This window comes from Kocuria sp. GQ42, from assembly GCF_059758435.1.
This window is the reverse complement of the sequence record NZ_JCAXEN010000007.1, coordinates 70852-94184: the sequence shown is the minus strand read 5'-3', so window position 1 is coordinate 94184 and position 23333 is coordinate 70852. Positions and strand designations below refer to the sequence as shown.

19 protein-coding genes are annotated in these 23333 nt (G+C 73.5%); 8 read left to right on the top strand and 11 right to left on the bottom strand.

What is annotated here, in order from left to right; genetic code table 11:
* Positions 1 to 24 precede the first annotated feature (24 nt).
* From AC6CH6_RS14545 to AC6CH6_RS14530, 4 genes are all read left to right on the top strand, one after another.
* Positions 25 to 1347 carry a thiamine pyrophosphate-dependent enzyme gene (locus tag AC6CH6_RS14545; protein WP_498255657.1) on the top strand — a complete coding sequence of 441 codons (1323 nt, stop codon included), beginning with the start codon at positions 25 to 27 and terminating at the stop codon, positions 1345 to 1347.
* On the top strand, positions 1344 to 2327 hold the full coding sequence (locus AC6CH6_RS14540; RefSeq protein WP_498255656.1) for an alpha-ketoacid dehydrogenase subunit beta: 984 nt from the start codon (positions 1344 to 1346) through the stop codon (positions 2325 to 2327). Before AC6CH6_RS14545 ends, AC6CH6_RS14540 begins: the two co-directional genes overlap by 4 nt.
* Before the next feature lie 82 nt (positions 2328 to 2409).
* Positions 2410 to 3858: a dihydrolipoamide acetyltransferase family protein gene (locus AC6CH6_RS14535; protein WP_336649649.1), complete on the top strand. Its 1449-nt coding sequence runs from the start codon at positions 2410 to 2412 to the stop codon at positions 3856 to 3858.
* Positions 3859 to 4327: 469 nt separating this feature from the next.
* Positions 4328 to 5557, top strand: a complete 1230-nt coding sequence (locus AC6CH6_RS14530) for an aminotransferase class I/II-fold pyridoxal phosphate-dependent enzyme (RefSeq protein ID WP_498255655.1) — start codon at positions 4328 to 4330, stop codon at positions 5555 to 5557.
* Here AC6CH6_RS14530 and AC6CH6_RS14525 read toward each other — a convergent pair.
* From AC6CH6_RS14525 to AC6CH6_RS14505, 5 genes are all read right to left on the bottom strand, one after another.
* On the bottom strand, positions 5523 to 6284 hold the full coding sequence (locus AC6CH6_RS14525) for a DNA-3-methyladenine glycosylase I (RefSeq protein WP_498255654.1): 762 nt from the start codon (positions 6282 to 6284) through the stop codon (positions 5523 to 5525). The two genes, AC6CH6_RS14530 and AC6CH6_RS14525, sit on opposite strands and share 35 nt — an antisense overlap.
* A gap of 130 nt (positions 6285 to 6414) precedes the next feature.
* Positions 6415 to 7428 (bottom strand): DUF8320 family protein, encoded by a 1014-nt coding sequence (locus AC6CH6_RS14520; protein ID WP_368794956.1) that lies wholly within the window; start codon positions 7426 to 7428, stop codon positions 6415 to 6417.
* Positions 7425 to 8720: a sensor histidine kinase gene (locus AC6CH6_RS14515; protein ID WP_498255653.1), complete on the bottom strand. Its 1296-nt coding sequence runs from the start codon at positions 8718 to 8720 to the stop codon at positions 7425 to 7427. The genes AC6CH6_RS14520 and AC6CH6_RS14515 overlap by 4 nt, the downstream gene beginning before the upstream one ends.
* A 33-nt stretch (positions 8721 to 8753) precedes the next feature.
* Positions 8754 to 9470 (bottom strand): LuxR C-terminal-related transcriptional regulator, encoded by a 717-nt coding sequence (locus AC6CH6_RS14510; protein ID WP_017832665.1) that lies wholly within the window; start codon positions 9468 to 9470, stop codon positions 8754 to 8756.
* Positions 9471 to 9606: 136 nt separating this feature from the next.
* Positions 9607 to 10578 (bottom strand): hypothetical protein, encoded by a 972-nt coding sequence (locus tag AC6CH6_RS14505; protein ID WP_498255652.1) that lies wholly within the window; start codon positions 10576 to 10578, stop codon positions 9607 to 9609.
* A gap of 113 nt (positions 10579 to 10691) precedes the next feature.
* On the opposite strand from AC6CH6_RS14505, the gene AC6CH6_RS14500 reads away from it, so the two are divergent.
* The gene (locus tag AC6CH6_RS14500) at positions 10692 to 12398 is read left to right on the top strand and encodes a long-chain-fatty-acid--CoA ligase (RefSeq protein ID WP_498255651.1); all 1707 of its coding nucleotides are present in this window, start codon (positions 10692 to 10694) and stop codon (positions 12396 to 12398) included.
* Between the two features lie 10 nt (positions 12399 to 12408).
* Here AC6CH6_RS14500 and AC6CH6_RS14495 read toward each other — a convergent pair whose 3' ends face one another.
* A complete protein-coding gene (locus AC6CH6_RS14495; RefSeq protein ID WP_498255650.1) occupies positions 12409 to 13023 on the bottom strand; it encodes a flavin reductase family protein in 615 nt (204 codons plus the stop codon).
* A gap of 186 nt (positions 13024 to 13209) precedes the next feature.
* Here AC6CH6_RS14495 and AC6CH6_RS14490 point away from each other — a divergent pair, with 186 nt between their 5' ends.
* From AC6CH6_RS14490 to catC, 3 genes are all read left to right on the top strand, one after another.
* Complete coding sequence (locus AC6CH6_RS14490; RefSeq protein WP_498255649.1) at positions 13210 to 14145, top strand: LysR substrate-binding domain-containing protein; 936 nt, start codon at positions 13210 to 13212, stop codon at positions 14143 to 14145.
* Positions 14142 to 15245 (top strand): mandelate racemase/muconate lactonizing enzyme family protein, encoded by a 1104-nt coding sequence (locus AC6CH6_RS14485; protein WP_498255648.1) that lies wholly within the window; start codon positions 14142 to 14144, stop codon positions 15243 to 15245. The genes AC6CH6_RS14490 and AC6CH6_RS14485 overlap by 4 nt, the downstream gene beginning before the upstream one ends.
* A gap of 77 nt (positions 15246 to 15322) precedes the next feature.
* Positions 15323 to 15601 (top strand): muconolactone Delta-isomerase, encoded by a 279-nt coding sequence (catC, locus tag AC6CH6_RS14480; protein ID WP_133409124.1) that lies wholly within the window; start codon positions 15323 to 15325, stop codon positions 15599 to 15601.
* Positions 15602 to 15690: 89 nt separating this feature from the next.
* On the opposite strand, the gene AC6CH6_RS14475 is transcribed toward catC, so the two are convergent.
* The 5 genes from AC6CH6_RS14475 to benA all read right to left on the bottom strand — a co-directional run bounded on the left by AC6CH6_RS14475 (position 15691) and on the right by benA (position 23070).
* The gene (locus AC6CH6_RS14475; RefSeq protein ID WP_498255647.1) at positions 15691 to 18522 is read right to left on the bottom strand and encodes an AAA family ATPase; all 2832 of its coding nucleotides are present in this window, start codon (positions 18520 to 18522) and stop codon (positions 15691 to 15693) included.
* A gap of 62 nt (positions 18523 to 18584) precedes the next feature.
* Positions 18585 to 19412, bottom strand: a complete 828-nt coding sequence (locus AC6CH6_RS14470; RefSeq protein WP_498255646.1) for a 1,6-dihydroxycyclohexa-2,4-diene-1-carboxylate dehydrogenase — start codon at positions 19410 to 19412, stop codon at positions 18585 to 18587.
* Positions 19412 to 20986 (bottom strand): benzoate 1,2-dioxygenase electron transfer component BenC, encoded by a 1575-nt coding sequence (gene benC / locus AC6CH6_RS14465; protein ID WP_498255645.1) that lies wholly within the window; start codon positions 20984 to 20986, stop codon positions 19412 to 19414. Before benC ends, AC6CH6_RS14470 begins: the two co-directional genes overlap by 1 nt.
* Positions 20987 to 21111: 125 nt before the next feature.
* A complete protein-coding gene (benB, locus tag AC6CH6_RS14460; protein WP_498255644.1) occupies positions 21112 to 21648 on the bottom strand; it encodes a benzoate 1,2-dioxygenase small subunit in 537 nt (178 codons plus the stop codon).
* Positions 21649 to 21687: 39 nt separating this feature from the next.
* Positions 21688 to 23070 (bottom strand): benzoate 1,2-dioxygenase large subunit, encoded by a 1383-nt coding sequence (gene benA, locus AC6CH6_RS14455; protein ID WP_498255643.1) that lies wholly within the window; start codon positions 23068 to 23070, stop codon positions 21688 to 21690.
* Between the last annotated feature and the right edge of the window lie 263 nt (positions 23071 to 23333).

Genomic DNA, 23333 nt, shown 5'->3' with positions numbered 1-23333 from the left:
GCAACCCGAAAGGACGTCCTGCCCATGGATGCCGCCCCATCGTCCCCGGCCGCCCCCGTGCCGGCCCGCACCGTGCCGACACCGGAGGTGCGCACGCGCCTGGTGCGGCTCCTCGACCGGGACGGCCGGCTGAGCGAGGACCCGGTCCTGTCCCCGTACGTGCGCGACGTCGACGCCGAGCAGCTGCGCGGGCTGTACCGCTCGATGGCGCTGGCCCGCCGCTTCGACGAGGAGGCGACCAACCTCCAGCGGCAGGGGCAGCTGGTGCTGTGGGCGCCGATGCGCGGGCAGGAGGCCGCCCAGGTGGGCTCCGCCCGCGCGCTGCGCCCGGCCGACCACGTGTTCCCGACCTACCGGGAGCACGCCGTGGCCATCGAGCGGGGCGTCGAGCCCGCCGAGCTGCTCACCGTGTTCCGCGGGCACAGCGCCGGGGGCTGGCGGCCCAGCCGGCACCACATGAACGTCTACTCCATCGTGCTCGGCTGCCAGGTCCCGCACGCCGTGGGCTACGCCATGGGCATCGACCTGGACCGGCGGACGGCCGAGGCGGAGGGCCGGGAGGCCGAGCCGGCGGCCGCGGTCGTCTACTTCGGGGACGGCACCTCCACCCAGGGCGAGGTCCACGAGGGCATGGTCTTCGCCGCGTCCTACGACGCCCCGGTGGTCTTCTTCGTGCAGAACAACCAGTGGGCCATCTCGGTGCCGTTCCGCACCCAGTCCCGCGTGCCCCTGGCCGAGCGCGCCGCGGGGTACGGCTTCGAGGGGATCCGCGTGGACGGCAACGACGTGCTCGCGGTGCTGGCGGCCTCGCGGTACGCGCTCGAGAAGGCCCGCGCCGGCCAGGGCCCGGTGCTCGTGGAGGCCGAGACCTACCGGCTCGGGGCCCACACCACCGCGGACGACCCCACCAAGTACCGCCTGCGGGAGGACGAGCAGCACTGGAGCGAGCTCGACCCGCTGCTCCGTCTCGAGGCGCACCTGCGCGAGGCCCACGGCACCGGCGACGACTTCTTCGCCGACATCGCGGCCGACGCCCAGGCGTTCGCCGACCAGGCCCGCGCCCTCGTGCTGGCCATGGACCCGCCCGCGTTCGAGGACTTCTTCGACCGGCCCTACGCCGAGCCGCACGCCCTCGTGGAGGAGGAGCGCGCCTGGTACGCGGCCTACCAGGCGGGCTTCGCCGACACCGACACCGACACCGACACCGACACCGACGACGACGACGCCGGGCCGGGCAGCGCCGGACCGGACCGGGGTACGCAGGCCGCGGGACTGACCGTGGCGGCCGACCCCGTGGCCGGGGCCCCCGACCCGCAGACCGCCGGCACCCAGGAGGACCTCGCATGAGCACCGCACCGGACCTGACGATCGCGAAGGCGGTCAACGCGGGCCTGCGCCGGGCCATGGAGGAGAACCCCCGGGTGCTGCTCATGGGCGAGGACATCGGCTCCCTCGGCGGCGTCTACCGCGTCACCGAGGGGCTCAAGGCGGACTTCGGCGCCCACCGGGTGATGGACACCCCGCTGGGGGAGGCCGGGATCGTGGGCACCGCCATCGGGCTCGCCCTGCGCGGCTACCGGCCCGTGTGCGAGATCCAGTTCGACGGCTTCTCCTTCCCGGCGTTCAACCAGATCACCACGCAGCTGGCCAAGATGCGCAACCGCACCAACGGGGACGTCACCGTCCCCGTGACGATCCGCATCCCGTACGGCGGGGTCATCGGCTCGGTGGAGCACCACTCGGAGTCCCCCGAGGCGCTGTTCGCGCACACGGCGGGGCTGCGCATCGTCACGCCGTCCAACGCCCAGGACGCCTACTGGATGACCCAGCAGGCCATCGCGTGCGAGGACCCCGTCATCGTCTTCGAGCCCAAGCGGCGGTACTGGCTCAAGGGCGCGGTGGACGTCGAGCGCCCGACCGCCGACCCGTTCTCCGCGCAGGTCGTCCGCCACGGCGAGGACGCCACCGTGGTGGCCTGGGGCCCCCTCGTGCCGGTCGCGCTCGCCGCCGCGCAGGCGGCGGAGGAGGACGGGCGCAGCGTCGAGGTGATCGACCTGCGCTCGCTGTCGCCGATCGACTTCGACACCCTCGAGGACTCCGTGCGCCGGACGGGCCGCCTCGTCGTCGCCCACGAGGCCCCGACCTTCGGCGGCCTCGGCGGGGAGATCGCCGCCCGCCTCACCGAGCGGGCGTTCTACTCCCTGGAGGCACCGGTGCTGCGGGTGGGCGCCTACCACCTGCCGTACCCGGTGGCCGCCGTCGAGGACCAGTACGTGCCGGACCTCGACCGCATCCTCGAGGCCGTGGACCGGTCCTTCGCCTACTGACCCCGCCGACCCGGTCGCCGGCCCCCGGGCCGGCGGCACCGCCGCCGGCCCGGGGGCCGCGCGCGAGAGAGGAAGTACTGACATGCCCCAGATCTTCAACCTGCCCGACGTCGGCGAGGGCCTGACCGAGGCGGAGATCCTCGCGTGGAAGGTCGCACCGGGCGAGACCGTCACGGTCAACCAGGTGCTCGTCGAGATCGAGACCGCGAAGTCCGTGGTCGAGCTGCCGTCCCCGTACGCCGGCACCGTCCTGGACCTGCTGGCCGCCGAGGGCAGCACGGTCGAGGTCGGCACCCCCATCATCGCCGTGGGCTCCCCGGGCGAGTCGGCGGAGCCCGCCCCGGCCTCCGGCGTCCCCGGGATCCTGGGGGAGGGCGGGGAGCCCGGTGCGGACCGGCCGCTCGTCGGCTCCGGGCCCAAGGCCGACCCCGTGCGGCGGCGGCGCCGGGCGGCCCCGCCGACGGCGCCGGAGGCCGAGCCGGAGCCGGCCCGACCCGCGGGCTGGACGGAGAAGCTGTCCCGGGGCCCGCTGGGGGCCGGGCTCGGCGGTGGGATCGGCACGGCGGCCCAGGGCATCGCCGGGCGCGCCGCCCGGCTGGCCGAGGACAGCGGCGTCTGGCGCCGGCCCGGTCGCGGCGACGTGCCCCCGGCCGTCGAGGTCGTCCCGCGCCGCCCCGCGCTGGCGAAGCCTCCCGTCCGGAAGGCCGCACGGGACCTGGGCGTCGACCTCGCCGACGTCCCCGCCACGGGCGCCGCCGGACAGATCACCAAGCAGGACCTGCTCGCCCACGTGGCGCGGCTCGGCGAGGCCGTGGACCGGCGCCGCCCCGCGGCCCCGGAGGAGCGGATCGAGCGGATCCCCGTCAAGGGCGTGCGGAAGGCCACGGCGCAGAACATGGTGCGCAGCGCCTTCAGCGCCCCGCACGCCTCGGTCTTCGTGGAGGTCGACGCCACGCGCACCATGGAGTTCGTCCGGCGGCTCAAGGCCGCCCCGGACTACGAGGGCGTCAAGGTCACGCCCCTGCTGGTGCTCGCGAAGGCCGTCGTGTGGGCCGCGGCCCGCAACCCGATGGTCAACGCGACGTGGACGGACGAGGAGATCCTCGTCAAGCACTTCGTCAACCTGGGCATCGCGGCGGCCACGCCGCGCGGTCTCATGGTCCCGAACGTCAAGGACGCCCAGGACCTCTCGCTGCGCGAGCTGGCCGTGGCCCTGGACGAGCTCTCGCGGACCGCCCGGGCGGGACGGACCCAGCCGGCCGACATGCAGGGCGGCACCCTGACCGTGACCAACATCGGGGCCCTGGGCCTCGACACCGGCACGCCGATCATCAATCCCGGCGAGGTGGCGATCATCGCGTTCGGGAGCATCAAGCAGAAGCCGTGGGTCGTGGACGGCGCCGTGGTGCCCCGCTGGGTCACCACGCTGGGCGGGTCCTTCGACCACCGCGTGGTCGACGGGGACCTCGCGGCCCGCTTCACCGCGGACGTGGCCCGGATCCTCGAGGAGCCGGCGCTGCTGCTGGAGTGAGCCCCGGCCCGTGCGGTCCGCGGCACGAGCGGCACGGCAACGGCCCCGCACCGATCGGTGCGGGGCCGTGTGCTGCGTCGTCGACGCGCGTGCCGCCACGTCTCACGGCTCTCCCTGCCGGGCCGTGGCCCGACGCCGCACCGACGTGGAACTGGGCGGTTGCGTCCCGTGCCCGGCGCCCCATCTCCTGTGGACCCGTGATTGAAATCCCCCCAGACACAATCACACATCTCATTCACGATGGATCACTCGTGCGACGCCGGCCGCGGTGGCAACCTGCCCGTCGGCCCCCGGCACTGCTGCCGGAGACCTGTCCCCCCACGCCCGGAGGACCGCCTCAGTGCGGCCTCCTGACGTCCAGGACTGGGTCCAGTATTGCGGAGGTCTGGACAAAAGTCTGTCCCCCGATGTGCGCATGACGGGGCATGACCGGGATCGCGCCGGACCGCGGCGGCCGTAGGCTGGGCGCATGCCTGCGCACCTGCCGCCCCGTCCCTCCGCACGCTCGGCGGTGCCGCCGTTCCGGGTGATGGAGATCCTCGCCGACGTCGAGCGCCTGCACGCCGCCGGCCGGGACGTCGTCTCCCTCTGCGCGGGGGAGCCCTCCGGCGGCGCCCCGGGTCCCGTCGCGCGGGCGGCCGCCCGGGTGCACGCCCGCAACGAGGGGCTGGGCTACACCCCCGCCCTCGGGATCGAGCCGCTGCGCCGGGCGGTGGCCGGCCACTACGCCCGGTGGTACGGGCTCGACGTCCGTCCCGAGGACGTCGCGATCACCACGGGGGCCTCCGGGGCGCTCGTGCTCACCTTCCTGGCGGCGTTCGACGCGGGGGACCGGGTGGCGGTGTGCCGGCCGGGATACCCGGCCTACCGCAACACCCTGGCCGCCCTGGGCGCCGACGTGGTCGAGCTCGACTGCGGGGCGGCGACCCGCTTCCAGCCCACGCCCGGGATGCTCGACGCCGCGGTCGCCGAGCACGGGCCCCTGCAGGGACTGGTGGTGGCGGGCCCGGCGAACCCGACCGGCACCGTGCTGGAGCCCGGGGAGCTGGCGGCGCTGACCCGGTGGTGCGCCGAGCACGGGACGCGCCTGATCAGCGACGAGATCTACCACGGGATCGTGCACACCGCCCCGGAGGGCGGCGCGCTCCGCGACGGCGGGCCGTACCGGGGCACCAGCGCGTGGGAGCACGACCGCGACGCCGTGGTGATCTCCTCCTTCTCCAAGTACTGGGGGATGACGGGGTGGCGGCTGGGGTGGGCCCTGCTGCCCCGGGATCTCGCGGCCGCGGTCGACGCGCTGGCCGGCAACCTGAGCCTCTGCCCGCCCGCCGCCGCACAGCACGCCGCCGTGGAGGCCTTCACCCCGGACGCCTACGCCGAGGCGGACCGGGCGGTCGAGCAGTTCGCGCGCTCCCGGAGCCTGCTCCTGGAAGCGCTGCCGGCGCTCCGGTGGGGGGAGGTCGCGCCGGCGGACGGGGCGTTCTACCTCTACGCCGACCTCGGGGAGCAGCTCGAGCGGCACGGCAGCTCCCTGGAGTGGTGCCGGCGGCTGCTGGAGGCGGAGGCCGTCGCGGTCGTCCCGGGCCTGGACTTCGACGCCGCGCGCGGCCACCGCGCGGTGCGGCTGTCCTTCGCCGCGGGGCCCGACCGGGTGGAGGAGGCCCTCACCCGGATCCTCCGGTTCCAGTCTCGCCCCTGAAGCACCCGGCCAGGTGCCCGGGGAGCACCCCGGTGCGGAGCAGGAACCGGTGCGCGGTGGTGCGCCCCACGAACACGAGTCCCTGCTCCTTGAGCCGGGCGGCCAGCCGGTCCCCCTCGGGGGAGCGGCGGGACTCCTCCAGGACGGTCAGGGGCGGCTCGGCGGCGGCCGGGCGGAGATCCCGGACGTGCTCCGCCCAGTCCTCGGGACCGAGTCCGCGGCAGGCGCGCGCGTTGTGCACCACGGCCTCGATCTTGACCCGGTTGCGGATGACCGCGGGATCCAGGAGCAGCTCGTCGACGTCGTCCTCCGTCATCCGCGCGATCTCCTCGGGGACGAAGTCCCGCAGCGCCCGGCGCAGGCCCTCCCGCCGCTGGGCGATGCTCCAGCGGGCCAGGCCCGCCTGGAAGATCTCCAGGCCGAGGGCCTCGAACCAGCCGGAGGAGTCCGTGGGCCGTGCGCCCCAGCGCCGGTCGTGCTCCTCGAGGGCGGCCGGGCCCGTGGGCGCCCAGGGGCAGCGGCGCAGGCCGTCCCCGCAGAGCACGGCGCGGAAGGCGTCGTCGGGGGAGCGGCCGGCGCCGCCCCGGAGGGCGGTGTCGGGCGGGCGGTCGCCGGGGCGGTCGTGGGCGCCGCGGGAGCGGCGGGCGTCGGGCGGGCGGTCGTCCGTGCCGGGGCGGGAGCGGTCGTCGGCGGGGTGCGGGTCGTGCCCGGCGGAGGCGGTGTCCATGGGACCACGGTAGGAACGCCGGGCCGGCGGACCGCAGGGACGCGGCTCCCTGTGGACGGTGCCGCCGGTGCCCGGGGCGCGGGGGAGCCGGGTGCAGTGCGGGTGCCCGCACCGCGGGCGGTGGCGCCGGTCAGAACCGGGAGACCGCACCGGTGCCGTCGGCGATCTCGATGGCCACGGGCTCCTCGTCCCCGGCGTTGCCGTCGTGGACGATGAACACCGCGGCGGGTTCTCCCTCCGGGAAGGCGCGGATCGTGACCGACCCCGAGGTCGCGGCGTTGAGCACCTCCATGGCCTGGCGGGTGGCCGCGCGCAGCACCGCCGTGGGCAGGGGCTTGCCGCGCTCGTCCAGGATGTCCACCAGCACGCCCCGGGCCCGTGCCGCCCGCGTGACCTCGAGCAGGTAGGGGGTGGCGATCGACCGGCCCCGGATGGAGTCCCGCAGCTGCGCCTCGGTGAGGCGGAACTGCTCGATCTCGTACTCGGAGACGGGGGAGGGGTCGTGCGCGATCCGCTCGAGCAGTCCGCCCGCGAGGCGGCGCACCTCGTGCACGCGCTGCACGGAGGCGTTGACCGTGTCCTGCTCCGCCTCGTCGTGGGAGCGCGCCGAGATCACCATGTCCCGGGCCTCGGCGAACGCGGCGGAGGCCCGGTCGTACTCCCGGGCGATGAGCTGGCTCGCGAGCAGCAGGGCCGCCGCCGCGGCGTTCGTCAGCGCCGCGTCCCAGAGGCCCAGGGCGGAGCGGGCGCCCCACGTCATGGACACGGCGACCGCGATGACGAGCGTGGCCCAGCCCCACCCGGCGCGGCGCCGGATGCCCAGGACCACGAGGAAGCCGTCGAAGCCCAGGGTGAACCACTGCCCGCCGAACAGCTCCGCCTGGGGGTTCAGGGCGTCGTAGGAGCGCTGGATCGACACCAGCATGAGGAGCACGCCCAGGGCCGCGGGCAGATCGGGCAGCCGGCGCTGCCCGTACGGGTAGACGACCAGCGCCACCGCGACCACGTAGGTCACGAGCGCGGCCTGCATGAGGTCCGGCTTGTCCATGCTGGGCGTCTGCAGGATCCCGAGGACCACGGGGATCAGGAAGAACACCGTGGCGGCCACCAGGCTCAGGGGATGGAAGAGGGTGCGGGAGATCACGGCTGCGCGTCCCGGGGCCAGAGGATCGTGACGCGGGTGCCGCGGCCCGGTGCGCTGTCGACGTCCACCGCGCCGCCCACGTGGCGCACGTTGCCCAGGATGGACACGCGCACCCCGAGCCGCCGGGAGTCGATGCTGCGGACCTGGAAGCCGCGGCCCCGGTCCACCACCTGGAAGCGCAGGAAGAAGCCCTCGGGGTTGAGGGGGGTGGGCGGGCACACGCCGCCGTCCATGGTCACGAAGGTGACCTCGGTGCCGGCGTGGCGGGCGCTGTTGGAGACCGCCTCGGTGACCGCCTGCACGAGCGCCTGCGCCGTCTCCACGGGGATGAGCGGGCGCGGCTGGCCGGGGGGCCTGATGTAGGGGGTGATGCTGTTGAAGCGCACCCGGTTGCGCCACGGGGACAGGGACTCGAGCAGGTCGTCGAGCAGGGTGTGCACCATGGTGGTGCCCTTGCCCTCGGCGCGGCGCTCCTCGAAGGCGAGGACCTCGAGGGCCCGCTGGGCCAGCTCCCGGGTGCGCCGCTGGACGGGGCCCGGGGCCCGTCCGGCGTCCAGCAGGGCGGCCATGACGTTGTCGTGGATGAGGCGGTCCAGCCGCTCCTGCTCCTCGGCCTGCGAGCGCGAGCGGTTCAGCTGCAGCTCCTGCGCGATCGCGGCCGCGTACACCTGGTCCGCGTTCTGCCCGCCCTTGTAGACCAGGCTGATCAGCACCACGAGGACCACGCCGAACGCGATCCGGCTCGTGGCGTCGAACAGCACGCCCATCACGTCCGCCGACTCCGTGGTGCGCACCATGACCAGGACGTAGAAGACCGTGACGGACGCCAGGTACGCGACGGCCAGCTCGATGCTCCACGCGACCACGGTGGCGGCGGCGGCGAGCAGGATGAACGGCTCCACCCACGGGTCCTGCGGCGGAGCGGCCCCCGTCCAGGCGAGCGGGAGGGTCAGGACGGTGAGGGCCACGAGCACCGGGGCCGCGAGCACCGGCCACATCCGCACCTGCCGCCTGGCGCCCTGGAAAAGCATCGCGCCGCCGTTGACCAGGAGGGCCAGCAGGAACACCAGGTGCCACCGTTCGAAGGCGCGCAGCTGGTCCTCGACGATGGTGAGGGCCTCCAGGAACAGTGCGACGACGACCAGCCCGTGGCAGATGTTCGCGAGCAGGTGGATGCGGTAGGAGTTCATCCCCAGCTCCTGCGGCGAGGTCGGCACCAGGAGGCTGCTGCGGCGCCGCCGGGCGGGGACCTTCCGGTAGGCGAGCGGGGGCCGGTGCGCGGCGTGGCTCACGGAGCGGCGGCCCTCACCGGGGCGAGGGGCGGATCACAGATGCTTCTCCGCCGTGGTGATGTCCGCCGTGGGCTCGACCAGGCCGTCCTCGATCGCCCGGATGCGCAGGTCGATCTTGGTGGGCGCCGGGCGCCCGACGCGCGCGTACTTCTCCCGGATGCGGTCGATGTTGGTCTTGACGGCGCTCTGCTTGATGCCCATCCGGCGTGCGACCTGGACCTGGGCGAAGCCGGAGGCGTAGAGCCGCAGGGTCTCCTGCTCCCGCGGGGAGAGGCTGGCCCGGGAGAACTCCACGTCCCCGTCGATCGCGGCGGCGAGCTCCTTGGTGATCACGGGCTTGCCCTCGGCGATGTTGCGGGCCTCCTCGATCGCGTGCTCGAGCGGGTCCGACTTGCGCACCAGGCCCAGCGCGCCGGCCCGCAGCGCCTCGCGGATCAGCGCGGCGTTCTCGCCGATGCTGAAGATGAGCACCTTCATGCCGGCGGCGCGCAGCAGCTCCACGTTGGTGGCGGGTCGGGACATGTCGTCGAGCGACAGGTCCAGGAGCACGACCTCGCACTCGATCCGCTTGGCGCCCTGGGCGGTGAGGGCGGGGTTCTCGGGGTCCCGGCCCAGCTGGTCGAGGAGTCCGGGGACGCTGGAGGCCGATCCGACGAGCTTCACGTCCGCCTGCGAGGTCATGGAGACGAGGCGGACGCCCTCCCGGACGACCTCGTGGTCATCGACGACGGCGACAAGGGTGGACGGCATGGGTGTTTCCTCCGGGTGCTGCTCGGTGGGCCGGTCCGCAGATTTCCGCGTGGGGGTGACGGATCTCACCGAGGTGCTCCGATTGTCCCCTCTTTGGTGGTCGGATGCGAACCCGACACGGTGCCGGGACGCAAAGTTACCGGACCCGGTCCTCCGGTCCGTCCCCCCAGCGATCGACCCTGCGGTGGTAGCGGACGCCCCACAGCCCGCCGAGCACCGCCGCGAGCAGGTCGACGGCGAGCACGGCGAGGACCGCGAGCAGGCCCGGGACCAGCAGGTCGCCGATCAGCGCCTGGGCCGAGACGCCCACGGGCGCCAGGCCGACGGTGTCGGCCCACACCAGTCCCGCGACGGTGGCCACGGAGCGGCCGAACAGGGACCACAACCACACGGACACGCCCTGCCGGGCCCCGGAGAACCGCGCCATCCGGCCCGCGGCGTAGCCGCCGCCCAGGAACGCGAGGAACTCGACCAGGCCGAGGGCGGCCGCGCCCGTCCAGGCCGCCGCGGACCCGGCGGCGAGGTCGTCCACCACGCCGCCGACCCCGTCCACGAGGCGCAGCCCCAGCGCGGCCGCGGTCAGGCCCGCCAGGGCCAGGAGCAGCCAGGTCAGGGCCATGGCGCTGAGCCAGCCGAAGAAGCCGGGGACCAGCTGGAGGCCCCCGAACTCCTCCCGCTGCCGGGCGAGACGGGTCGCGGCGTCGACCGGGACGCCGGAGGACGGGTCGCCGGGTCCGGCGCCGTAGCCGGGCGCGGGGCCGTAGCCGGGCGCGGGGCCGTAGCCGGCGGCGGTGCCGGGGGCCCCGACCGCGGGCGTCGGGTCCGTGCGCGGCCCCGGGTCCTCCGGCACCGGGCGCTGGGCGGTCACCGCCGGCAGCGGCCGGGTGTGCTGGTCGTCCTCGTCGTCGTACCAGGACCAGTCCTCGGTCCCGCCGCTCCCGGCGCCCCCCTCGGGTGCGTCGTGCGGCGAGCCGCCGCCGGCCGGGGCGGCGAACCGGCTGACCGGGGGCAGCGGCCGGGTGGCGTCCGGGGAGTCGTGCGGGCCGGTGTCCGACCAGGGCGTCGGGTCGTCGGGGGAGGGCGAGCCGGGGGTCGAGGAGGGCGTCATGGCACCGGAGTCTACGGCCGGTCCCCGGAACGGGCCCGGTGAGCCGTCCCGTCCGGCACGGGGTGTCGCCGCGGCCGGGCGGCCGGGCGCCGCCGCCGAGTAGGGTCGGGACCATGCCTGTCGACACCGTCCGCGAGTTCCTGCGTGCCCGCCCCTGGACCGCCAGCTACGACCCGGGCGTCCCCGCGGACCTGGACCTGCCGGAGACGTCCCTGGTGCACATGCTCGAGCGCTCCGTGGCCCGCCACGGCGCGAGCGCCGCGCTCGAGTTCTTCGGGGCCACGACCTCCTACGCCGCCCTGGGCCGGCAGGTCGACCGCGCGGCCGAGGGCCTGCGCCGGCTGGGCGTGGGCCGCGGCGACCGGGTCGCGATCGTCCTGCCCAACTGCCCGCAGCACGTCGTGGCGTTCTACGCGGTGCTGCGCCTGGGCGCCGTCGTCGTCGAGCACAACCCGCTCTACACGGCCCCGGAGCTGCGCCACCAGTTCGAGGACCACGGGGCGCGCGTGGCGATCGTCTGGGACCGGGCGGCCGAGCGGGTGCGCTCCCTGCCCGCGGACCTGCGGGTCGACGCGGTCGTGTCCGTGGACATCACCGCCGCGATGCCGCGGGCGAAGCGGCTGGCCCTGCGCCTGCCGCTGCCGAGCGCACGCGCCTCCCGCCCGCAGCTCACCGGCCCGGCCCCGGGCACCATCCCCTGGCGGGAGCTGCTGGCCTCCGCCCCGATCGCCGCGGAGCACCCGCGGCCCGCCGCGCACGACCTCGCGCTGCTGCAGTACACCTCCGGCACCACCGGGCTGCCCAAGGGGGCGATGCTCACGCACCGCAACCTCGAGTCCAACGCCCTCATGGGCCGGCACTGGCTCGGCTCCGGCGAGCGCGAGGTGGTGCACGGCGTGCTGCCGCTGTTCCACGCCTTCGGCCTGACCCTGGGCGTGACGTTCGCGATGTCCCTCGGCGCGAGGCTCGTGCTCTTCCCGACCGTGCGCGCGGACCTGATCCTCGGGGCGATGAAGCGCGCCCGGCCCACGGTGCTGCCCGCGGTGCCCCCGGTGTACCAGAAGCTCCTCGACGCCGCACCGGAGCAGGGCGTGGACCTGCGCGGCATCCCGGTGGCCGTCTCCGGGGCCATGAGCCTGCCGGTCCCGCTCGTGGAGCAGTGGGAGCGGGCCACCGGGGGGATCCTGATCGAGGGCTACGGGCTGACCGAGTGCTCCCCGCTGGTGGCCTGCAACCCGCTCAACGACTCCCGCCGGGCGGGCTCCATCGGGATCCCGTTCCCGTCCACCGACATCCGGCTCGTCGACCCGGACACCCTCGAGGACGTCCCCCGGGACCACCCCGGGGAGCTGTGGGTGCGGGGCCCGCAGGTCTTCCAGGGGTACTGGGGGCGCCCCGACGAGACCGCCCGGACGCTCACCGAGGACGGGTGGCTGCGCACCGGCGACATCGTCACGGTCGACGACGCCGGGTTCCTGCAGGTGGTCGACCGGCTCAAGGAGGTCGTGATCACCGGAGGGTTCAACGTGGCCCCCAGCGAGGTCGAGAACACGCTGCGCCGGCACCGCGCCGTGGCGGACGCCGCGGTGGTGGGGCTCACCGACCCCAGCGGCAGCGAGGTGGTCGTCGCCGCCGTGACCCTCGTGCCGGGCGCCGAGCTCGACGAGGCGGCCCTGCGCGAGCACTGCTGGGCGGGCCTGGCCCGCTACAAGGTCCCCCGGCGGATCGTGGCCGTCGAGGACCTCCCGCGCACGATGCTCGGCAAGATCCAGCGCCGGGAGGTCCGAGAGCAGCTGCAGCGCACGGGCGTGCGGCTCTGAGCCCGGGCGCTCAGGGCAGGTCCGCCTCCGGGGAGACGTCCCGGTAGGGGACCCGCCGGATCGACCGGATCCGGCCCAGCTCGCCCCACTCGTCGCGCCCGAGCCGCGCGATCGGCCGCAGCGCCGCCGCCACGGGCCCCCGCTCGTCCATGGCCCGCTCGTCCACCGCCACGTGGGTGACCGCGCCGAGGACCAGGAAGCTGTCGCCCACGGGGATGGGGTCCCCGTGCAGCCGGCACTCGATGGCGGCGGGGGACTCGGCCACGCGGGGGGCGGCCACGGTGCGCGAGGGCTCCCGGGTCAGCCCCACGGCGTCGAACTCGCTGAGCTCGGGCGGATAGTCGGTGCCGGTCGCGTTGATCTGCTCGAACAGCCCGGCGGGCGCGAAGTTGACCACGAACTCCCGGGTCTGCCGGATGTTGCGGAGGCTGTCCTTCTCCCCGACCGAGACGAACTGGACGATCGTGGGGTGCTCCGAGGCCACCGTGAAGAACGAGTGCGGGGCCAGGTTGTCGACGCCTGCGGCCGAGAGGGAGCTGACCCACGCGATGGGGCGGGGGACCACGAGGGACTTGACCGCCCGGGCGAAGGAGCCGTGCCGGTCGGCGGTGATGTCGGTGCGCATGGGCCCATTGCACCACCTCGACGGGCCGCGGGCACAGGGCGCGGCCCCGGGGCGCACGGCGGCAGCGGAGTCGATTAGGGGTCTTGGATGTCCTAATGGAGCACTTTGGGTGTACTCTGTGGATCAATACAGCGGGTGGCGGTCGACGACGACCCCTCCGACCGAGCGGAAGGGCCAGGTGCCACGATGGAGATCCGGCAGCTCAACTACTTCATCGCCGTGGCCGAGGAGCGCCACTTCGGCCGCGCCGCCAAGCGCCTGCACATGGCCCAGCCGCCGCTGTCCCAGCAGATCCGCCAGCTCGAGGAGCAGCTCGGCGTGCGGCTGCTGGACCGGACCACCCGGCGGGTGGACCTCACCGCCGCCGGCCAGGTGCTCCTGGACCGGGGGCGGCGGATCATCAACGAGATCGAGGCCCTCAAGGCCGACGTCTACCAGGTGGGGCAGGGGGCCACGGGCGTGCTGCGGGTCGGCTTCTCCGGCTCGGCCACCTACGGGGTGATGCCGCGGGTCGTGCGGCGGGCGAAGGAGACGATGCCCGGGCTGTCCCTGGCGCTGCACGGCGAGATGCTGACCCCCGCCATGGAGGAGGGGCTGCGGGAGCGCACCCTCGACGCCGCCCTCCTGCGCCCGCCCGTGGCCTCTGCGGACGTCGAGTACCGGGTGGTCGCCCGCGAGCCGCTCGTGGTGGCGCTGCCCTCCTTCAGCGCCCTCGCCGTGGACCTGCCCGTGGCCGTGCACGAGCTGCAGGACCAGGAGTTCATCACCTACCCGCCCGACTCCGTGCTCTACCGCACCGCCGCGGATCTCTGCCGCCAGGCCGGCTTCCAGCCGCGGATCGCCCAGGTGGCGGGGGAGACGTCCACGCTGCTGTCCTTCGTGGCCGCCGGCGGCGGGGTGGCCGTGGTGCCCGCCGGGGTGCGCGCCGTCCAGCTCGAGGGCGTCGTCTACCGCGACATCGAGCACTCGCCGCAGATCGAGCTCGCCGTCGCGTGGCGGCGCGAGGACCGCTCCGCGCTCCTGCACAACTTCATCGACCTCGTCGTCGACGTCCAGGCCGCCCCCGGATCCCCCGGCAGCACGCCCGTCCCGCCCGCCCAGGAAAGGCCCGCCCGCCCATGAAGATCGCGACCGTCGAGGCGATCCCCTACTCGATCCCCTACGTCCACCCGCTGCACTTCGCCTCGGGCGCCGTCCACGAGGCGGACCACGTGCTGGTGCGGATCGCCACCGACGACGGGATCGTGGGCACGGCCGACACCCCTCCGCGGCCCTACACCTACGGCGAGACCCAGAAGTCCATCGTGGCCGTCGTCGAGGACCTCTTCGCCCCGCAGCTGGTGGGCCTGGACGTCCTCGACCGCGAGAAGGTCCAGGCCGTGCTGGCCCGCACCGTCCACAACCAGACCGCCAAGGGGGCGGTGGACATCGCCCTGTGGGACGTCATCGGCCAGTTCCTCGGGCAGCCGGTGACCAGACTGCTGGGCGGGTTCACCGACTCCATGCGGGTCTCCCACATGCTGGGCTTCAAGCCGGCCCAGGAGCTGCTGGACCTCGCCCTGGAGTTCCGCGAGACCTACGGCATCACCACGTTCAAGCTCAAGACCGGCCGGCACCCGATCGGCCTCGACGTCGAGGCCGCGGCCGTGCTGCGCGAGGGCCTGGGCGAGGACGCCGAGCTCTACATGGACGCCAACCGCGGCTGGTCCGCCAACGAGGCCATGGAGGTGCTGCGCCGCACGGCCGACCTGGGCCTGCAGTTCCTCGAGGAGCCCGACGACGCCCGCGAGGTGCTCGGCCGCCGCCGCCTGGTGGAGCGCTCGACGATCCCCATCGCCGCCGACGAGTCCGCCCCGAACCTGGGGGAGGCCGCCAAGGAGATCCTCACCGGCGGGGCGAACCTGCTGGCGGTGAAGACAGCCCGCTCCGGCTTCACCGAGGCCGCGAAGATCGTGGGCATGGCCGAGGGCATGGGCGTGGACGTCTACGTGGGCAATCAGATCGACACCCAGGTCGGCACGATCGCCTCCGTGGTCTTCGGCGCGGCCCTGGCCCACACCTCGAAGCGGGCCGGGGAGCTGTCCAACTTCCTGGACATGTCCGACGACCTCCTCGCCGAGCCCGTGGTCATCGCCGACGGCCGGATCCGCGTGCCGGACGTGCCCGGGGTGGGCACCGCCGTGGACGAGGACAAGCTCACCCGCTACCGCACCGACCGGTAGACCCGGCCCGGGTACCCGGCCCGGGAACCCAGCCCGAGATCTCAGCCCGAGAACCCATCCCGACGGAAGGACGCACCGTGAAGTACCTGGTCCACATGGACATCCACCTGCCCACCGACATGCCCGCCGAGGAGGCCGCGGAGATCAAGGCCACCGAGAAGGCCTACTCGCAGGAGCTGCAGCGCTCCGGGAAGTGGCCGGAGATCTGGCGCGTGGTGGGCGAGTACGCCAACTACTCGGTCTTCGACGTCGACTCCCACGACGAGCTGCACGACATCCTGCAGAACCTGCCGCTGTTCCCCTACATGGACATCACCGTGGTGCCCCTGGCCAAGCACCCCTCCGACGTGAAGTAGCACCGGCCCGCCCCGCGAGGTGGCGGACGACGGCGACCCGGCCACCGGCTGTCGCCGTCGTCCGCCACCTCGCGGTCGTCCGGGGGCGGTCAGTCGGGGGAGCGGTAGCGGGCGGCGAGCTCGCTGCGGGAGCGGATCCCCAGCTTCCCGTAGATGCGCGTCAGGTGGTACTGGACGGTCTTCTCCGCGAGGAACAGGGCCCGCGCGGTCTCCTTGTTGGTGGCACCGCCCGAGACCAGCTCCGCCACCGCCTGCTCCTGGGCGGTGAGCTGCACGGCGGTGCGGCCCACGGCGGCGAGCACCGGGTCGGAGGGGTCCGGCAGGTTCCCGACGTCGAGACCGGTGGCCTTCAGCTCGCGGTCGCAGCGCTCCACGTACGTGGCGGCGCCCAGCGAGTCGTAGAGGTCCCGCGCGGTCCGCAGCACGGTGGACGCCAGGCGCCGCTTGCCCGCACGGCGCATGCTCTGCCCGAAGGCGAAGCTGATCCGGGCGCGCAGGTACGGGCGGTTGAGCCCGCGCAGGTGGCCCAGGGCGGCCTCGAAGTGCTCCCGCGCCGTGTCCGGGTCCCCCTGCGCGGCGAGGATCCGGCCCCGGGCCCAGGAGATGCGGGCGTCGTCGGAGGGGATCCGGCGCTCGCGGCGCACGCGCTCGAACGCGGTGAGGAACGCGTCCGCGTCCTCGAGCCGGTCGGTCATCACGAGGGCGTTGACGTAGGTGTCCTGCCACGGCCAGAAGGAGACCCGCTCGTCGGTCCACGGGTCGAGGTCCGTCAGCGGCTGCAGCACCCCCAGCGCGCTCTCGTAGTCGGCGCGGGCCTCGTGGAAGCGGGCCCGCGCGAGACTGGCCGGGACCTGCATGGCCCGGTAGGTGCCCGGCTGCACGGCGGCCTGGGAGACGTAGTGGCGGGCCCGGTCCCAGTCCCCGCGCATCGACCACAGCTCCGCGGCGGTCCAGTACAGGAGCGGGCGGATGAGCGGCATCTGCGAGGTCTCGAGGCGCACCGAGGCGCGGGAGACGGTGGCCGCCGCGGCGTCCCAGTCGCCCAGCACCAGCTGGGTGCGGGCCAGCCAGGCCTCCGCCCACAGGGAGATCCGCAGGGACCCGCCCCGGTACTCGGTGGGGGCGGCCGCCTGGAAGTTGACGAGCGCCGTCTCGACGTCGTCGGCGCGCAGGGCGAGCCACCCGGCGCCCATCTGGACGCGCTGCTTCTGGGCGTTCTCCGCCGCGTGCTCGAAGGCGCGCTCGTAGGAGGCCTCGGCCTCCCGCAGCCGCCCCTGGGCGAAGAGGCCCAGGCCGTAGATCGCCTCGGACTCGATGTGGGCGGGGGTGCCGGGGGCGGTGAGGGACATCGCGGTCTCCGCCCACCGGGTGATGACGGGCCCGTCCCAGGAGGCCACGCCGTGCAGCACGAAGCGCTGGGCGATCTGCGCGGCGGCCGCGGGGTCCCGCTGCCGGTTGCTCGTGCGCCAGGCCATCTCGAGCTGGGTCTGCGCGCTGCGGTTCTGCCCGGACACCGTGGAGAGGTAGCCGAGCACCGATGAGCGCAGGGGGGAGGACGGCATGGCGTCCACGGCGGCCGCCCACATGCCGGCTTGGGCGATGTTGCCCGAGCCGACCAGGGCGTCCACGGCCCGGAGCAGACGGTCGTTGCGGGCGCGCGTGTCCGCGGAGAGCCGGGACGCCGAGAACAGCGCCGTGGCGACGTCCTGCCAGGCGCCCACCATCGCCTGCCGCGCGGCGAAGGCCTCGAGCTCCACGGCCAGCGACTCGTCGGGCCCCGGGGTGGCCGAGACGCGGTGGCCGAGCCGCTCGCCCTCCTCCTGCACCACGGTCGCGGACCGCCGGTGCAGCGCGATCCGCCGGCTCGGCACGATCAGCCCGTAGACGGCCTCCGCGGCCCCCGGCTCGAAGAACTGCACGACCGAGCGGGCCTGGTCCACGGAGAGGTCCAGCAGCCCGGCGCGGTGGCCCTCGTCGAGCGCGTCCATCAGGGCGTCCACCCCGCTGACGTGGGCCACCTCGGACAGGCCCGCGCTGCGCCCCAGCACGGAGACGGCTTCGGCCGTGCGGATCAGGTCGGGGGAGGCCCCGGTGAGGACGCTGTGCACGCGGGCGCGCACCCGGGAGCTCGCCGGCAGGTCCGCGAACCAGGAGTGCCACGTGTCCTCGGGCAGCTCGCGCAGCAGCTCGAGCACCTGCTGGGGGAGCCCGCCGGTGTGCCGGACGAGCCGGTGCGCGGCGGTCGCGCCGAGGTCGAGGCCGAAGAACTGCCGGGCCGCGGCCCGGACCTCCTCCGCCCCGAGGGGCTCGAGGGGGATGCGCTGGACCTGGTGGCCGGTGAGGAAGTCGAGCACCCCGGCCGGGACGTGCCACGCCTGCGCCGGGTCGAGGGTCAGCACGAACATGACCCGCTTGCCGTGCAGCCGGCGCATCACGAACACCAGGATCCGCAGGGTCTGCTCGTCCAGCCGGTGGGCGTCGTCGACGGTGACCACCACGCTGCCGCGGGTCTGCAGGCTCTCGAGGTGGGTGCTCAGGGTGGCGGCGTAGTTCACGGCCTGCGCGGGGCTCAGGTCCGCGACCGGGGCCGAGGGCGGCGCGGGCTCGCCGTCGAAGCCCCGGGAGGAGCGCAGGGGCGTGGCGAGCATGAGCTGGCTGTACCCGGCCAGGGCGAGCTGGGACTCCCACTCGTCGCCGGTGGCGCTGAGCACGCGGACGCCGCGCGCGGCGGAGCGGCAGTGGTCGAGGAACAGCTCGAGCAGGGCCGTCTTGCCCGAGCCCAGCGGACCCTCGAGCACCACGGTGCGGACGTGGCCCTTGCGCACGGTCCGCAGGACCTCGAGGAGCTCCTCGAGCGCGGCGGCCCGCCCGACCAGCGGGAGCTCCTCGCCGGGTTCTCCGTGGTGCAGGCCCGCCGTCATGGCCGCGAGTCTACCCGTGGAGGGGGTGCGACCACGCCGGCGGGCGTCCGCCCGGGGGCGGCTCAGCCGAGGTCCCCGCCGGCGACCGGCAGGACGCTGCCGGTGACGTAGGAGGCCTCGTCGGAGGCGAGGAACACGATGGGCGCGGCCTGCTCGTCGAGCGTGCCGTAGCGCTTCACGAACGAGGAGTCCACGGTCTGGTCGACGATCGTCTGGTACCAGGCCCTCTCCTGGGCGCTCTCGGCCTCGGGCCCGCGCTTGACCCTGCGGGGCGGGGCCTCCGTGCCGCCGGGGGCGGTGGCGACCACGCGGATCCCGCGGCCGGCGACCTCCATGGCCAGGGACTGGGTCAGAGCGTTCACCCCGCCCTTCGCCGCTGCGTAGGGCACCCGGTGCATGCCGCGGGTGGCCACCGAGGAGACGTTGACGATCGTGCCCGAGCCCTGCTCGAGCATGGCCGGGAGCACCGCGCGGCAGGACCACAGGGTCGGGAAGAGCGAGCGGCGGATCTCCTTCTCGATCTTCTCCTCGTCGTACTCCTCGTAGGGGCGGGCCCAGATGGTGCCGCCCACGTTGTTGACGAGCACGTCCACCCGGCCGTGGGCGGCGAGCGCGGCCTCGACGGCCTGCTGGGCCCCGGCCCAGGTCTCGAGGTCGGCGGTCACGGACGTGGCGGATCCGCCCGAGCCCGAGGCCTCGGCGGCGCGGACGATGCCCTGCGCGACGTCGTGCACCAGCTCGGCGCGGTCCACGAGGACGACGGCGCCGCCCTCGGCGCCGATCCGCTCGGCCACCTTCTGCCCGATGCCCTGCGCGGCGCCGGTCACGACCGCCACCCTGCCGGCGAAGCGGCCCGGGGTGAGGAACTGTCCCGCGTACGGTGCGCCCATCAGCGACCGGCCTCCTTGGCGTCGATCGCCGTGGACATGGTCTGCTTGGCGTCGCGGGCGTGGGCCGTGATGACCTCGCGGGCGCGCTCCTTGTCGTTGCGCTCGAAGGCCTCGACGACGTCCAGGTGGTCCTGGGCGACCCGGGCGAAGATCTCCGTGCCCCGCTCGAAGGTCGCGGCCATCTGCTCGCGCACGTCGAGCCGGCGGTAGGACTCCAGCAGCGTGGGGTTGTCGCAGACCATGAAGAGGTACTCGTGGTACTCCTCGTTGGTCCGCACGTACTCCTCGGGGTCCTGCACGGTGCCCGCGCCCACGGAGCGCGTGGTGGCCTCGGCGAGGCGCCGGAACTGCTCCAGCTGCTCCCCGGTCAGCCGGCCCATCACGAGCTCGGTGACGGCGAGCTCGAGGCCCATGCGGGCGTCGAGGTGGGCGAAGCTGTCCTCCTTGCGGAACTCCAGCCGGCCGGTCTCCAGCGAGGAGAGCGCCTCGGAGCGGGTCATGGTGTCCCCCTCGGCGGCGATCGTCTCGGGGGAGGGCGGCGCGCCGGTCTCGGCGTCGCCGCCGGTGGTCTCCTTCGGCGCGAAGCGCTCGAAGTAGAAGTTCGCGGGCTCGATCCCCTCGCGGTCCAGCCACGCGGACACGGCGTTGACCATGGGGGGCGGGCCGCACAGGTAGACGTCGACGTCGCCGTCGTTGAGGTGGTCCGGCTCGATGATCTGGGTGACGTAGCCGGTGTGGGGGGCGGAGGTGCCCTCCTCGGAGGCGATGTGGTCCCAGGTGAAGTCCGGCAGCTTCGCCTCGTAGGCGCGGAGCCGGTCCAGGCCGACGATGTCGGCCTCGCGGGTCACGCCGTAGATCAGGTGCACGGGGGTGCTGGGCGGGTTCTCGGCGAGCTTCTCCAGGATCGACAGGAGCGGGGCCAGGCCGGTGCCCCCGGCGAGCAGCAGCAGCGGGCGCTTGGGCTCGCGCAGGAAGAACGAGCCGTAGGGGCCGCTGAACTCGACGGTGTCGCCGACCTGGGCGCGGTCGCGCAGGTACTCGGACATCGCGCCCTGCGCGGTGATGCGGACCATGAAGGCCGCGCCCTCCACCTCGGGGCCGCTGCTGAAGGAGTAGGAGCGCTCGGCGTCGGTGCCGGGCACCTTGATGTTGACGTACTGGCCGGGCAGGAACGCGAGGTCCTCCCGCTTCTCGACGTCGAGGGTGAAGGAGATCGTCGTCTCGGAGTGCTTGTCCAGCTCCTGGAGCGTGGAGGCGTACGTGGCCGCGGAGGTCTTCGCGGACTCGGCGGTCGCCGGGATCTGGATGGCCATGTCGGACTCGGGGACGGCCTGGCAGGTCAGCAGGTAGCCCTTCTCGAGCTCCTCCTCGGTCATGGCGTCGTCGATGAAGTCCCCGGGGTCGAAGGAGCCGGAGTCGCAGAAGGCCTTGCAGGTGCCGCAGGCGCCGTCCCGGCAGTCCGCGGGAATGTTGATGCGCGCCTTGTAGGCGGCGTCGAGGACGGTCTCGTAGTCGCCGACCTTGACGACCTTCGTGACGCCGTCCTCGAAGCTGAGGGCTACCTGGTGGCCCATGATTTCCTCCTGGGTGGGGGGCCGCGTCGTCGCGGCCCGTGGGAAGTGCGGGGGGTGCTCGGTGAGCACGGAATACGGACGGTCCGTCGTGGCCGGCCCCGGCGCGGGACCGGCCACGGCCGGCGTCAGATCATGTAGACGTCCACGACGTGGTGGATGTAGTCGTTCTTCAGGACGACCTTCTTCTTCAGGATCACCGGTTCGTCGCCCGAGAGGTCGATCGTGTAGAAGCTGGTGCCGAAGTACGTGTCCGTCGTGTTGTAGCGGAAGTACAGCGTGAACCAGTTGAAGCGGACCTGCACCCGGTCGCCGTCGTGCTCGAGGACCTCCACGTCGGTGATGTTGTGCCCGGTGCGGGGGTCCGGCAGGGACGTGGCGGAGGAGCGGTCCGTCTTGATGCGGAACACGCGGTCCTCGATGCCGCCGCGGTTGTCGTAGTAGATCAGGGAGATCTCGTTCTGGGGGTCCTCGGTCAGCCGGTCGTCGTCGTCCCAGGACGGCATCCAGAACTCGGAGTCCGGGTGGTAGCACTCGAGCCACTCGTCGAACTGCCGGTCGTCCAGCAGGCGTGCCTCCTTGTAGAGGAACGCGCGCACGGTCTCGAGGGTCGCGATCTCCTCGGCGGTCTTCAGCGCCGCCAGGGGGTTCAGCAGGTTGGTCATGGTGTTCTGCACTCTTTCTGTGGTTCGGGGGAGTCCGGGTCAGGCGGTCACGGGAGCGGACTGCGCGGCGGCGCGCTCCTCCGCGGCCAGACCCTTGTCCATGACGTCCTTCCAGAAGCCGTGCTGGACGGGGTACAGGCCCTCGTCCTCGGTGCGCACACCGGAGGCGATGACCTTGGTCATGCCGAGGGCCTGGGCCTGCTCGTCCGGACCCTGGATCTCGTGCGCGGCGCCGCGGGACATGTCGTTCCACGGGGCGGAGGTGGCCCAGTAGGTCTTGTTGCAGGAGCGGAACTCCTCTAGGTCGTCCGGGGTCGCCATGCCCGTCGCGTTGAAGAAGTCCTCGTACTGGCGGATGCGCTTGGAGCGGTTCTCCTGGGACTCGCCCCGGGGGGCGATGCAGTAGATGGTGACCTCGGTCTGGTCCGCGGAGATCGGCCGGAAGTGGCGGATCTGCGAGGAGAACTGGTCCATGATGTACACGTTCGGGTACAGGCACAGGTTGCGCGAGATGTTGATCATGAAGTTCGCCATCTCCTCGCCGTACTTGTCGACGAGCTCCTCGCGGCGGTCCCACAGCGGGCGGTCCTGCGGGTTCGTCCACTCCTGCCACAGCAGCAGGTGGCCGTGCTCGTAGGAGTAGAACCCGCCCTTGACCTTGCCCCACTTGCCGGCGTCCATGGCCTTGGTCGTGTTGGCGGAGTCGCCGGCGGTGCGGCGGGCGGTGGTCGCGGCGTAGTTCCAGTGCACCGAGGTCACGTGGTAGCCGTCGGCGCCGTTCTCCGCCTGGACCTTCCAGTTGCCGTCGTAGGTGTAGGTCGAGGCGCCGCGCAGCACCTCGAGGCCCTCGGGGGACTGGTCCACGATCGAGTCGATCACCGTGGTGGCGTCGCCCAGGTGCTCCTCGAGCGGCAGCACGTCCGGGTTGAGGGAGCCGAACAGGAAGCCGCGGTAGGAGTCGAAGCGGGCGACCTTGGTCAGGTCGTGCGAGCCCTCCTTGTTGAAGTTCTCCGGGTAGCCGCCGTTGCGGCCGTCCTTGACCTTGAGCAGCTCGCCGGAGTTCTTGAACGTCCAGCCGTGGAAGGGGCAGGTGAAGGTGGTGCGGTTGTCCGTCTTGCGCCGGCAGAGCATCGCACCGCGGTGGGAGCACGCGTTGACGATGCAGTTCAGCTTCTCCTCCTTGTCACGGGTGATGACCACCGGGGTGCGGCCGATGTAGGTGGTGAAGTAGTCGCCCACGTTGGGGATCTGCGACTCGTGGGCCAGGTACACCCAGTTGCCCTCGAAGATGTACTTCATCTCCAGCTCGAAGATCTCCTGGTCGGTGAAGATCTCCCGCTTGGCCCGGATGAGCCCGTTCTCGCGGTCGTCCACCACGGCGTCGGAGAGGACCTCGCGGACGTGGGTCAGGTTCTCGGTCATGACGTGCTCCTTCTGGTCGGGCTGCCTGCTCGGGATGTCTGGGCGGGACGTCTGCTCGGGACGTGCGGGCCGAAGTCTGCGACCGGCTCCTGCCGGACGGTACGGAGCCAGTCTGGTGTGCCGTGACTCCGCTCACATCAGGCAAACCCCTAGGAGTAACCCAGGGGGTGTTTATGCCGTATTGGGTGCAGAAAAGACGCCCAATTGATATTTGTCGCGTCCTGATCGCGCCCCTAGGCTGAGGGGGACGTCGACGTGTCCGG